Annotated in this window: 13 protein-coding genes; 12 read left to right on the top strand and 1 reads right to left on the bottom strand. The window is 54.2% G+C overall.

Translation table 11 applies throughout. The features are described from left to right. The first annotated feature begins 159 nt into the window (after positions 1-159). The 12 genes from KU854_RS10155 to KU854_RS10100 all read left to right on the top strand — a co-directional run bounded on the left by KU854_RS10155 (position 160) and on the right by KU854_RS10100 (position 12186). The gene (locus KU854_RS10155) at positions 160-1272 is read left to right on the top strand and encodes a putative 2-aminoethylphosphonate ABC transporter ATP-binding protein (RefSeq protein ID WP_218358431.1); all 1113 of its coding nucleotides are present in this window, start codon (positions 160-162) and stop codon (positions 1270-1272) included. Positions 1273-1284: 12 nt separating this feature from the next. Continuing rightward, complete coding sequence (locus KU854_RS10150; RefSeq protein ID WP_218358430.1) at positions 1285-3009, top strand: putative 2-aminoethylphosphonate ABC transporter permease subunit; 1725 nt, start codon at positions 1285-1287, stop codon at positions 3007-3009. A gap of 9 nt (positions 3010-3018) precedes the next feature. Continuing rightward, positions 3019-3723, top strand: coding sequence for a phosphonate utilization transcriptional regulator PhnR (gene phnR, locus KU854_RS10145; RefSeq protein WP_218358429.1), 705 nt, complete (start codon positions 3019-3021; stop codon positions 3721-3723). A 449-nt stretch (positions 3724-4172) separates the two neighbouring features. Next, entirely contained in the window at positions 4173-4949 is a 777-nt protein-coding gene (gene agaR / locus KU854_RS10140; RefSeq protein ID WP_218358428.1) for a transcriptional repressor AgaR, read from the top strand. Between the two features lie 58 nt (positions 4950-5007). Beyond that, positions 5008-6297 (top strand): D-tagatose-bisphosphate aldolase, class II, non-catalytic subunit, encoded by a 1290-nt coding sequence (locus KU854_RS10135; protein ID WP_218358427.1) that lies wholly within the window; start codon positions 5008-5010, stop codon positions 6295-6297. A 2-nt stretch (positions 6298-6299) separates the two neighbouring features. Then, positions 6300-7454: an SIS domain-containing protein gene (locus KU854_RS10130; RefSeq protein WP_218358425.1), complete on the top strand. Its 1155-nt coding sequence runs from the start codon at positions 6300-6302 to the stop codon at positions 7452-7454. A 37-nt stretch (positions 7455-7491) separates the two neighbouring features. After that, entirely contained in the window at positions 7492-7965 is a 474-nt protein-coding gene (agaV, locus tag KU854_RS10125) for a PTS N-acetylgalactosamine transporter subunit IIB (RefSeq protein ID WP_218358423.1), read from the top strand. Between the two features lie 12 nt (positions 7966-7977). Further along, a complete protein-coding gene (gene agaW / locus KU854_RS10120) occupies positions 7978-8748 on the top strand; it encodes a PTS N-acetylgalactosamine transporter subunit IIC (protein WP_218358421.1) in 771 nt (256 codons plus the stop codon). Beyond that, positions 8738-9622, top strand: a complete 885-nt coding sequence (agaE, locus tag KU854_RS10115; RefSeq protein WP_218358419.1) for a PTS N-acetylgalactosamine transporter subunit IID — start codon at positions 8738-8740, stop codon at positions 9620-9622. Before agaW ends, agaE begins: the two co-directional genes overlap by 11 nt. A gap of 92 nt (positions 9623-9714) precedes the next feature. Continuing rightward, the gene (agaF, locus tag KU854_RS10110) at positions 9715-10152 is read left to right on the top strand and encodes a PTS galactosamine/N-acetylgalactosamine transporter subunit IIA (protein ID WP_054780170.1); all 438 of its coding nucleotides are present in this window, start codon (positions 9715-9717) and stop codon (positions 10150-10152) included. Continuing rightward, positions 10142-11341 (top strand): N-acetylglucosamine-6-phosphate deacetylase, encoded by a 1200-nt coding sequence (gene nagA, locus KU854_RS10105; protein WP_255555516.1) that lies wholly within the window; start codon positions 10142-10144, stop codon positions 11339-11341. Before agaF ends, nagA begins: the two co-directional genes overlap by 11 nt. Continuing rightward, complete coding sequence (locus KU854_RS10100; RefSeq protein WP_218358417.1) at positions 11332-12186, top strand: tagatose bisphosphate family class II aldolase; 855 nt, start codon at positions 11332-11334, stop codon at positions 12184-12186. Before nagA ends, KU854_RS10100 begins: the two co-directional genes overlap by 10 nt. A 219-nt stretch (positions 12187-12405) precedes the next feature. On the opposite strand, the gene KU854_RS10095 is transcribed toward KU854_RS10100, so the two are convergent. Beyond that, positions 12406-12618, bottom strand: coding sequence for a cold-shock protein (locus tag KU854_RS10095; protein WP_218358416.1), 213 nt, complete (start codon positions 12616-12618; stop codon positions 12406-12408). Positions 12619-12796: the final 178 nt, after the last annotated feature.

Below are 12796 nucleotides of genomic sequence, written 5' to 3'. Positions count from 1 at the left end.
AAAGGCAACCAAATCTTGTTCAGACAAAGAGAGAGCATCGGCTCTCTCTTTCTGTTTTGGAAGCTAAATCATTGATTGTCATCGAAGGGCTACAAATCTGTCATGCCGATGAAATATAGCGCAGCTAGAGTCTGGACTATACCAAATGGAGTTATGATTATGAATCATCACCAACCTTACCTTCAGATTGATAACGTCGCGAAGCAGTTCGGGGCGTTTACGGCGTTAAAACAGATCTCCCTCAGTATCGAAAAAGGAGAGTTTGTCTGTTTTCTTGGCCCTTCCGGCTGCGGCAAAACCACCTTGCTGCGCGCGATTGCGGGGCTCGACCTGCCAACCTCCGGCGCTATTTTCCAGGGAGGTAAAGAAACCACCTTCCTGCCGCCGGAAAAGCGCGACTTCGGCATTGTGTTCCAGTCTTACGCTCTGTTCCCGAACCTCACGGTGAAAGAAAACATTGCCCTTGGCCTGATAAACCAGGGCACGCCGAAAAAAGTGGCGTATGAGAAAGTCGAAGAGTGGCTGGAAACCATTGGCCTGCCGACCTCCGGTGAGAAATACCCGAGCCAACTTTCCGGTGGTCAACAACAGCGTGTGGCTTTGGCGCGGGCATTGGCGCTTTCTCCGGGGCTGCTATTGCTGGACGAACCGCTGTCGGCACTGGATGCCAAAGTGCGTATCCATCTTCGTGAAGAAATCTGCCGTTTGCAGCGCAAGCTGGGTATCACCACGATCATGGTGACCCATGATCAAGACGAAGCCCTTTCCATGGCTGACCGCATTGTGGTGATGAACCACGGCGTGATTGAACAGGTGGGTACGCCGCAGGAAATCTACCGTAAACCGGCAACCCGTTTTGTGGCGGAATTTGTCGGCACCATGAACTTTATTCCGGTTTCTGTGGCTAGCGACACTCAGGTACGGATTGCCGAATCCTTAGTTCGTAAACCTGCGCTGGAAAACCTGCCTTTGTCGCGCGGTGATGCGTGCGATCTGGCGGTGCGTCCCGAGCAAATCCGTTTTGTCGACAGCCCGAAAAACAGTATTCCGGTCAAAGTGGTGACAACGGAGTTTCTTGGCGCGTTTTACCGCGTGGATTGCAAACTGCTGCCGGGTAACCGCAGTCGCCTGATCATGGTGGATGTACCGGTTGAGCAGGCGGAAGCGTTGAATATCCAGCGCGGCGATGTCCGCTATATCGAATTGACCGAGTCCGGGCTGCGAGGCTATCCGAGCGAAAGCCGCCAACATCCTGAACGCAAGGCGGCTTAAAGGAACCCGAACATGGAAGCCAACACGATGACGATGAACACTCTGGTGCTGCCGCGTAAATCAGCCTCTCTGCTCGACAGAGTCAGCAAGGACAATTTGGTGCTGTTTGGTCTGCTGACCCTGATCACCACGCTGTTTGCACTTTTCCTGCTGTTCCCGCTTTGGAGCATGCTGAAAAAAAGCGTCCAGAACGCCAACGGCGAGTTTGTGGGACTGGCCAATTTTGCTGATTACCTATCATCACTCGGGGTCTGGGCGTCGCTTTCCAACACCCTCATCCTCGGGGTGTCAGTCACTGCGATCGTGACCCTTGCCGCCTTCGGTTTTGCCTATGCGCTCACCCGCTCCTGCATGCCATTCAAAGGGCTGTTCAAAGTGCTGGGAACGGCGCCGATCCTCGCGCCTTCGCTGCTGCCGGCGATCAGTCTGGTATTCCTGTTCGGTAACCAGGGCATTGCCAAATCCCTGCTTGGCGGGCAGTCGGTATATGGCCTGATTGGTATCTCGATGGGGCTTATCTTCTGGACCTTTCCCCATGCCCTGATGCTCCTGACTACCTCCATGCGCACCTCGGATGCCCGTCTGTATGAAGCGGCAAAAGCCCTCAATACTTCGCCATTGAAGACCTTTTTTATCGTTACCTTGCCTGGCGCCAAATATGGCCTTATCAGCACCCTGATTGTGATTTTCACCCTGGTGATCACCGATTTTGGTGTGGCAAAGGTAATTGGCGGCAGCGACAACGTGCTGGCAACGGACATCTTTAAACAGGTGGTGGGGCAGCAAAACTTTGCCATGGGTGCGGTTACCTCCATCATCCTGCTGTTTCCAGCTATCCTCGCGTTTATGGCGGATCGCTGGGTGAAGAAAAAACAGAAAAGCCTGATTGATACCCGCTCTGTGGTGTATCAGCCAGCGCCAAATAAAGTGCGTGATTCGGTTTGTTTTCTTTACTGCGCCCTGATTTCAGCCGTGGTGCTGGTAGTACTCGGCATGGCAGTGTACGGCTCTCTGGTGACCTTCTGGCCTTGGAACCAAACCCTAACCCTGAACAACTACAATTTTGCCGAAATCAGCACGTACGGCTGGAGCCCATTTTTTAACTCGCTGGAAATGGCGTTCTGGGCGGCGATTTTCGGCACCACCCTGATTTTCACCGCAGCCTACGCAATGGAAAAAGGCCGGGCGTTTGCACCGGTACGCCAGCTTCTTCAAATGGTCAGTATTCTGCCGATGGCGGTGCCGGGCATGGTGCTGGGTCTGGGTTACATCTTCTATTTCAACGATGCCGCAAATCCGCTCAATACCCTTTATGGCTCGATGGCGCTGCTGGTCATCAACACTATTGTCCATTACTACACAGTAGGGCACATGACCTCGCTCGCGGCGCTGAAACAGCTTCCAGCAGAAATTGAAGCCACGGCGGCGTCGGTCAAAATGCCGCAGTTCAAGCTGTTCTACAAAGTGACGCTGCCGGTGTGTCTGCCCGCGCTGTTCGATATTGGTATGTACTTGTTTGTTAATGCGCTCACCACAACTTCTGCGGTAGTATTCCTTTATTCGACCGACACCATTCCTGCTTCGGTTTCTGTGCTGAATATGGACGATGCAGGACAAACGGGTGCCGCCGCGGCCATGGCTGTGATGATCATGCTGTCGGCGCTGAGTGCCAGACTGATCCAGTGGCCGGTGGCGAAATGGCTGGGAACCCGTACCCAAGCGTGGCGAAATAGATAAGGACACCCTGTGCAATACGTAAAAATCAAAGATGCCATCGTAGAACAAATTGACGCGGGGATGCTTGCCCCGCGCCAGAAACTGCCGGCAGAACGCAAGCTGGCAGAAACCTTTGATACCACCCGCGTGACGCTGCGCGAGGCGTTGTCGCTGCTGGAATCGGAAGGGCGTATTTACCGGGAAGATCGCCGTGGCTGGTTTATTTCGCCAGAGCCGCTTCACTACGACCCAACCAAAACCCTGAATTTTACCAACATGGCGCTGGAGCAGGGGCGTAAACCGAAAACGGAGCTGATCAGCGCCAAGAATATCCTTGCTAACAAACAGGCCGCGAATCTGTTGTCACTCAAACCGTTTTCTGAGGTGTATCAAGTCAACCGCGTGCGCTATCTTGACGACCGCCCAGTGGTGTATGTGACCAACTACATCCGCCCGGACATTTTCCCGAAACTGCTGGGTTACGATCTTTCCCAGTCGCTGACGGACATTTACCGTGAGCATTATGGCGTGGTCTATCAGTCTATCCGCTACCGCATCAGCACCAGTTCGCTGATTGGCCCAATGGCACAGGCGCTGCGCGCAACCTCAGGCACACCGGCGATGGTGGTGGAGCGTATCAACTACAACCAGCATGGCGAGTTGATTGACTGTGACATCGAATACTGGCGTCACGATGCCATTACCATTTCGTCACTGGCGATGCTTACGCCGTAGCTTTCGTTTTGAGCCTGAACTGAAATTGCCACCCTTCGCGGTGGCAATTTTGTTTCGGCTGGATAGAACAACAGAGTTTGCGGGCAGCCAAAAACACCGATTTCCCCGCCGCACCGATTCCAAAATCAATCAACTTTTGGCTGGCTATTTTTCATTTTGTGACATCGATCCATTCTCTGTCTGAAAGTGAAAAGCGATAGCCTGGTTTGCCACCTTTCAGTGTCGTTTTCGCATACCGCCATATTTTGCGAGGTTTCTCCCATCTGAACGACCTTGCTCACATAAACGAAGCTTTCATTTGGTTATAAAGTGAAAGGTTTTTAGCGTTTTTCTTATGTTCGACCAAGTGTGATCGCCGTTTTCCTTTCGTTTGCTTTCGTGTGCTGAAATCTTTTACGAAATGAAGCGAAAGGTGGAACCCGATCGCAAGACAGTGAAAGAGAGTGGTTATGGTTACGACCCTTGAACGCAGAGAGCAAATCGTCGAAATGGCGCGTCAGAACAACACCGTGAAGGTTGATGAGCTGGCAGAACGCTTTACTGTTTCAACCGTAACCATACGTAACGACCTGAATTATCTGGAAAGAAAAGGCTGTATTGTCCGTTGCTATGGAGGTGCCATGGTGAACCGGCACTTCGCTTTCGACCGCCCGGTACAGGACAAAGGCAAAATGTTCGCTGACATCAAATCGCGCATTGCCGCCAAGGCGGCGGCGATGGTGCATGACGGCGACGCCATCATCCTCGATTCAGGCTCTACCACCGCCAAAATTACCCGCCACCTGGCGGAGAAAAATGGCCTGGTGGTGATGACCAACTCTCTCAATATTGCCTATGACCTTGCCAGCTATGACAACATCGAAGTCATGGTGGCAGGCGGCACACTGCGACGCCAATCCTTTTCGCTTCATGGCCCGGCAGGCGAGCAACTCTTGAAGAACTATCGGTTCGACAAGCTGTTTCTCGGTGTAGATGGTTTCGACCTTAATGCCGGCATCACCACTCCGCACGAGGGCGAAGCCCATGTAAACCGTGTGATGTGCGAGGTGGCCCGTGAAGTGATTGCGGTAACAGATGCCAGCAAATTTGGACGGAAAAGCTTCTGCATGATCCGTGATGCCGGGGGAATTGACACCCTGATCACCGACAGCCGGATTCCGGACAATTATTTGCAGGCGCTGACAGCCATGGGCGTAAAGGTCATTATTGCAGACAGGGACGATTAACCTCCTGTTTTCATTTCCTTTCGTTTCACTCTGAACACCGCCTGCATGGGGAGCAACCATGCAGCCACTTCGTGATTTAATCGAGCGCCACAAAGCCGGTGAACCGGTCGGTGTCTATGCCGTTTGCTCGGCGCACCCGCTGGTGCTGAAAGCCGCTTTGAAGCAGGGCGTGGCCGACAATTCCCTGGTATTGATTGAAGCAACCTCCAACCAGGTCAATCAGGACGGCGGTTACACCGGCCTGACTCCTGCAGACTTCTACCAATTGGTCTGCTCACTGGCCGATGACATTGGACTCTCACGTGAAAAACTACTGCTGGGCGGTGACCATTTAGGCCCCAACTGTTGGCAGCACCTGCCTGCTGACGAAGCCATGGAGAAATCCGAAACCCTGATTGCAGCCTATGTCGAGGCAGGTTTCCGCAAAATCCATCTGGACTGCTCGATGTCATGTGCAGGTGATCCCATCCCCCTGGGTGAAAACATGGTGGCACATCGGGCAGCCCGCCTCTGTCAGGTTGCCGAACAAACCTGGCAACGTGTCGGCGGTGAAGCGCCACTCTACATCATTGGCACTGAAGTGCCGGTGCCGGGTGGGGCGCATGAGCTGGAAGAGGAGCTGGCCGTTACCGAGGCGGGCGATGCTGCCCAGACGCTGGACATGCACCAAACCGCGTTTGCTGCCCTTGGTCTGGACGCGGTTTGGGATCGCGTGATTGGGCTGGTGGTGCAACCCGGCGTGGAGTTTGACCATCACAAAATCATCCATTACGCCGCTGACAAAGCCACGGCACTCAGCCGTTTTATCGAAACCGTTCCCGGCAAAGTGTTTGAAGCCCACTCCACGGATTACCAGGCTGATACCGCCTACTGCGAGCTGGTGCGCGATCACTTCGCCATTTTGAAAGTTGGCCCGGCTCTGACGTTTGCCATGCGCGAAGCCCTGTTTGCCTTGGACAGCGTCGAGCGCGAATGGCTCGGCGAGCACCGCGCCTCCCACCTTCGCGAAACCGTTGAACAGGTGATGCGTCAGGAGCCCGATTACTGGCATCGCTACTACAGCAACACCGGGCATCAACGCTATCTGGATTGCCAGTACAGCTTCAGCGACCGCATCCGTTACTACTGGTCGCACCCTGTGGTGGACGCGGCACTGAAAACCATGATGCAGAACCTGACCGAACTGCCACCACCGGGCACGCTTTTGAGCCAGTACCTGCCGAACCAATACCGCGCAGTGATTCGCGGAGAAATCGGCATCGACCCCGAAGCCCTGATCATCGACAAAGTGATGGAAGTGACCCGTATTTACAGCCGTGCCTGCGGCTGCGTTACCGAGGAAAAATAACAATGACTTATCCTGGTTTTGATACCCAATGGCTGACGCAACATGGCGCTGTCCATACCGCCCAAGAAATTGCCCATCAGCCGCGCCTGTGGCGTGAAATGGCCGCGACACTGACGGCGACAGAAGCGGATGACAATGCGTTCCTGCAACCTCTTTTTGCCCTGCCGGGTTTCCGCATCGTGATGACAGGTGCTGGTACGTCGGCCTATGCCGGGGAAGCCTTAGCCCCTTGGCTGGTGCGCCAGGGCATGGATGCCCGTGCGGTTGCGACAACCGATATTGTGTCGAATCCCCGCGAATATCTCGATCCGAATGCACCAACCCTGCTGGTTTCCTTTGCCCGCTCCGGCAACAGCCCGGAAAGCGTGGCGGCGGTAGCGGTGGCAGATCAGACCGTGACCAACATCTGGCACTTGATCCTGACCTGTAACGGCGAAGGTGAACTCTACCGCTACGCGCAGCAAAGCGACAAAGCGCGCTGCCACCTGATGCCAGAAGGCTCGAACGATAAAAGCTTCGCCATGACATCCAGTTACACCTGTATGACGCTGTCGGCCATCGTGCTGCTCGGCAGTGCCACCCGCGCCGCCTGCACAGAGCAGGTGGAACGTGTCGCAAGTTGTGTGGAAAACGGCACGGCGCAATGGGCTGACAAGGTCAACACACTGGCCGAAATGGACTACCAGCGCCTCATCATCCTTGGCAGTGGCGGTTTGGCAGGTGTGGCTCGCGAAGGGGCACTGAAATCTCTGGAACTGAGTGCAGGCCGCGTCGTGACGGGCTTTGAATCGTCCCTCGGTTTCCGTCATGGCCCGAAATTTATGATCAATCCAGAAACCCTGGTTATCCAGTTTTTCTCTACCGACAGTTACACCCGCCAGTATGACCGCGACATGTACAGCGAGATCCGCGCGAATGGCAAAACCCTCTCGCACATCGCGCTGACGGCGGTTGATGAAGGTGACATCGACGGCGAGTTCATCAGCGTGGCCGACGCAAAACTCGATGATGTCTGGCTCACGTTCCCTTACATCGTGTTCGCCCAGATGCTGGCCATGACCAAATCACTGCAACTTGGGTTGACGCCGGATAACCCGTGCCCGAGTGGCGAAGTAAACCGTGTTGTTCAGGGCGTCACCATTTATCCGTTTTCGTGAAATCACTGCGTAAGCGCAGAAAGGAAGGAGTTTCACCATGCCAAACATAGTACTCAGCCGCATAGATGAACGCCTCGTGCATGGCCAGGTAGGCGTGCAGTGGGTCGGTTTCGCCGGCGCCAACATCATCGTGGTGGTTAACGATGAAGTCGCTGAAGACCAAATCCAGCAAAACCTGATGGAAATGGTACTGGCAGACGGCATCGCCATCCGGTTCTGGTCGGTGCAAAAAGCCATCGACACCATCCACAAAGCGGCAGATCGCCAGAAAATCCTGTTGGTGTGCAAGACACCGTCAGATTTCCTCGCCTTGGTGAAGGGCGGGGTGCCGGTCGAAAAGATCAACGTCGGCAATATGCATTTCACCGAGGGGAAAACACAAATCCACAAAACCGTTTCCGTCGATGCCCGTGATGTTGAGGCATTCAACGCGCTGAGAGAGGCGGGCGTGGCGTGTTACGTACAGGGCGTTCCCACAGAGCCCGCTACTGACATTTTCAAACTTCTTTAAGGAGTAATCGTAATGGAAATCAGTTTTTTACAAGCGCTGATGCTCGGGATCCTGGCATTTATTGCCGGTCTCGACCTCTTTAACGGCTTGACCCACATGCACCGACCGGTGGTATTGGGTCCTTTGGTTGGCCTGATCCTCGGTGACCTTGAGACCGGTATCCTGGTCGGCGGTACATTGGAACTGGTCTGGATGGGGCTTGCGCCTCTGGCCGGTGCCCAGCCACCGAACGTCATCATCGGCACCATCGTCGGTACCACCTTTGCGATCACCACTGGCGTTGAGCCAAGCGTGGCGGTGGGTATCGCCGTACCGTTCGCGGTGGCGGTGCAAATGGGTATCACCTTCCTTTTCTCTGCTATGTCACCTGTGATGTCCAAGTGTGACCAGATGGCTGATGAAGCGGACACGGCGGGTATCGAGAAGGTTAACTATTTTGCTCTTGCTGTTCTTGGATCCTTCTACTTCCTGTGTGCGTTCCTGCCAATCTACTTCGGTGCAGAACACGCCAAACCAATGGTTGAGGCGCTGCCACAGCATCTGATCGACGGTCTGGGCGTAGCAGGCGGCATGATGCCGGCAATCGGTTTCGCTGTGCTGATGAAGATCATGATGAAAAACGCCTACATCCCTTACTTCATTCTTGGTTTTGTCGGCGCCGCCTGGCTGCAACTGCCAATGCTGGCGATTGCTGCGGCAGCCCTTGCGATTGCACTGATTGACTTTATGCGCAAACCCGAACAAAGCGCACCGAAAGCGGAGGAACTGGAAGATGGAATCTAATGCAAACACCATGGGCCATCTGAAGGCTCACAAAGAAGCAGATCCTGTGATGTCGCTGGCGACCAACGACACCTATGAAGACCAGAGCGTGGGTGCGGAGCTGACCAAGCAGGATATCAACCGCATGGCGTGGCGTTCGCTGCTGTTGCAAGCCTCGTTCAACTACGAACGTATGCAGGCAGCGGGTTGGCTCTATGGCTTACTGCCTGCGCTGAAGAAGATCCACACCAACAAAAATGACCTGTCTAAGGCGATGAAAGGGCACATGGGTTTCTTCAACACCCACCCGTTCCTGGTCACCTTCGTGATGGGCATCATCCTGGCGATGGAGCGTTCAAAACAGAACGTAAACAGTATCCAGAGCACCAAAATTGCCGTCGGTGCGCCGCTGGGCGGTATCGGTGACGCCATGTTCTGGCTGACCCTGCTGCCAATCTGTGGCGGTATCGGTGCCGACCTTGCATTGCAGGGCTCCATCATGGGTGCGGTCATCTTCTTCGTGGTGTTCAACGTGTTCCACTTTGGCCTGCGTTTTGGTTTGGCGCACTACGCCTACCGCATGGGTGTGGCGGCAATCCCCATCATCAAAGCCAACACCAAGAAAGTCGGCCATGCCGCATCCATCGTGGGTATGACGGTTATCGGTGCGCTGGTTGCGACCTATGTGCGCCTGTCTACCACGGCTGAAATCACCGCCGGTGATGCCGTGGTGAAACTGCAGGCTGACGTGATTGACAAGCTGATGCCGGCATTCCTGCCACTGGTTTACACCCTGACCATGTTTGCACTGGTGAAACGCGGCTGGAGCCCAATCCGCCTGATCATCATCACTGTCACCCTGGGTGTGGTAGGCCGCTTTGCAGGCATCCTGTAACTGACAGTAAAAACAATAATAACGTGAAACAAAAGCGCTGAATGCGGGAGGCGCAGGCCTCCCGGTTCACGCCCTACACAAAAGGAATTCCTATGATTGGGGTGATTCTTAGCGGTCATGGCGGCTTTGCCAGCGGAATATCTCAGGCGTTGACCCAGGTGATTGGCGAACAACCACAGTTTGCGGCTATCGACTTTCCGGAAAGCATGACCACAGCACAGCTGGATAACGCCATGCGTATGGCACTGGAAAGCGTGGATTCAGGCGAAGGCGTGGTGTTCCTGACCGACCTTCTTGGCGGTACACCTTTCCGCACAGCCTCACTGCTCAGCCAGCAAATGGCCAATATCGAAGTGGTGACCGGCACCAATTTGCAGATGGCAGCGGAAATGCTGCTGGAGCGAGATGAGCTGAGCCTGACCGAGTTCCGTGAGCAGGCCTTGGTCTGTGGACACCGCGGTATTACGTCGCTGCATGCGCAGCTGGAAGAAAAGCAGCGTGAAGAAGCCGAGGTGGGCGATGGTATTTAACCGCCGTTACCGTCGCATCCTGACGCCTGCCAACCAGTGGCTGGACGATGCCGTGATTGGTGTCGAGAACGGCCGTATTACCCGGGTTCAGCCTTACAGCGACTATCTGGCAACCGGTGGCGAGCCGCTGGAGATGCAGCCGGTTTCCCTGATGCCTGGGTTGATTGACAGCCATATCCACGGCGCGATGGGGTTTGATGTGATGGATGCCAGCCATGAAGCGCTGGACGCTATTTCAGCATTTCTCGCCAGCCAGGGTGTGGTGGCATTTCTGGCCACCACGGTGACTGCGCCGGTCGATAAAATCCGTGCGGCACTCAGGGCGGTCAAACACGCCATGAAAGATGGCGTATCCGGCGCGGCAATCCTTGGCTCTTACCTTGAAGGCCCTTATTTCACCGCCTTGCACCGCGGCGCGCACCCCGAATCTTTCCTGCGCGAGTTGGATGAAATTGAACTTGAACACTGGCTTTCTGTGGCTGATGGCACCCTGAAATGTGTGGCGCTGGCACCGGAAAAAAATGACGCACTGAAGGCCATTGCTTACCTCAAGGCGCACCAGGTCAACGTCATGCTGGCACACACGTCAGCCAGTTATGAACAGACCGTTGCCGCACTTCGCGCCGGGGCAGATGGCATTGTCCACTGCTACAACGGCATGACTGGCCTGCATCACCGTGAACCCGGTGTGGTCGGGGCTGCACTTTGCTGCGACAGCGCCCATATCGAGCTGATTGCCGATGGTCACCACGTACATCCGGCCGCGGCAGAAGTGGTGTGGCGATGCGCCGCAAACCGCATGGTGCTGGTGTCCGATGCTATGCGTGCCACAGGCATGCCGGACGGTGAATACGCCCTTGGCGAGTTGAACGTCACCATGAAAGCGGGCGTGGTGCGCACTGAAAACGGCGGTCTGGCGGGCAGTACGCTCACCTTGAATACCGCGGTATCCAACCTTTCCCAGTGGTTCTCCCTGCCGTTTGAAAAGGCGTGGTCACTGGCATCTATGAGCCCTGCAACCCTGCTGGGCGTTGAAAACGATTTAGGCAGCCTGGCTCCCGGCAAACTGGCCTCCATGGTGGAGTGGTCAGACGCGGGCGAGGTGGTCGCGACCTGGGTGGCAGGCAACTGCGTTTACCGCCAGACCAGCGCACAACATGATTCAGTTTTGGAGGCTGTATGTATCTGATTTCGTCCCGTGAAATGCTAAAACGTGCGCAAAAAGGTGGCTATGCCGTGCCTGCATTCAACATTCATAACCTGGAAACCGTGCAGGTGGTGGTGGAAACAGCGGCGGAGCTTCGCTCGCCGGTGATCCTTGCGGGTACGCCGGGCACCTATGGTTATGCCGGTGTCGATTACATTGTCGCGATTTGTAAGGAAGCGGCACACAAGCACCAGATGCCGCTGGTATTGCACCTCGATCACCATGAAGAATTTGCGGATATCGAAGCCAAGGTTAATGCGGGGATCCGCTCAGTGATGATTGACGGCTCCCACTATCCATTTGATGAAAACATTGATGTGGTATCGCGCGTGGTGCAGTTTTGCCAGCGTTATGATGTCAGTGTGGAAGCGGAGCTTGGCCGCCTTGGTGGTCAGGAAGATGACTTGATTGTCGACAGCGCGGATGCGGCGTTTACCGACCCGGCCGCTGCAGCTGAGTTTGTGCGACGCACCGGTATTGATTCTCTGGCGGTGGCGATTGGCTCGGCGCATGGGCTTTACAAGGGTGAGCCAAGGCTTGATTTTGACCGTCTGGCAGCAATTCGTGAGCAGGTGGATATTCCACTGGTTTTGCACGGCGCATCAGGCATTCCCGACGCTATGGTCAACCGCTGTATCGACATGGGCGTGTGTAAGGTCAACGTGGCGACAGAGCTGAAAATCGCTTTTGCCGATGCAGTGAAAAGCTACTTTGGCGAGCACCCGGATGCCAACGACCCACGAAAATATATCGTGCCGGGTAAAGCAGCGATGCGTGAAGTGGTGGAAGCGAAAATCCGTATGTGCCGCAGTGAAGGCAAAGCCTGATGTGCCATTAAACTAAATTTGGAAATTATTTGAAGCGAAATCGTCATCCATGGGGTGGCGATTTTATTTTTTATGGATTTTAAACGTGCTGAAACTTATTTTTCTGGTGATTTTCTATGGTCGAAAAATAAAAGAAGGGAGTTTGCTTTGTTGGGGGAATTAGATAGGGATGATAGCAAGTGCGCAATATTCTTGATATTGCGCACCGCTTGCACTTAATTACAGTGCAATAACGTTCGCTGCTTGCAGGCCTTTTTTGCCTTCTTCAACGTTGAAGCTTACTTTCTGGCCTTCAGCCAGAGTTTTGAAGCCTTCTGAAGCAATAGCGTTGAAGTGTACGAACACGTCTTTGCCGCCGTTGTCTTGAGTCAGAAAACCAAAACCTTTAGTTTCGTCAAACCATTTTACTAGACCAGTAACTTTACCAGACATAAGAACCTCTGTTTTTAAATTTTAAATTGATGAATGCGGCTGATGTTGGAAGCTATTGAATGGTATATGAAGATAAGGTTTGACACAGAATATTAAACGAAGGGTATCGAGAACTAGCTGGGAATTTACTTATACTAAATTTTGCATTAACAACTCTTTCCGAAGAGCCAACGTCACT

It is taken from the genome of Enterovibrio paralichthyis (assembly GCF_019209835.1).
Classification (GTDB): Bacteria; Pseudomonadota; Gammaproteobacteria; order Enterobacterales; family Vibrionaceae; genus Enterovibrio; species Enterovibrio paralichthyis.
The sequence above is the reverse complement of the archived record's forward strand: the minus strand, read 5'-3'. Positions and strand labels throughout refer to the sequence as shown.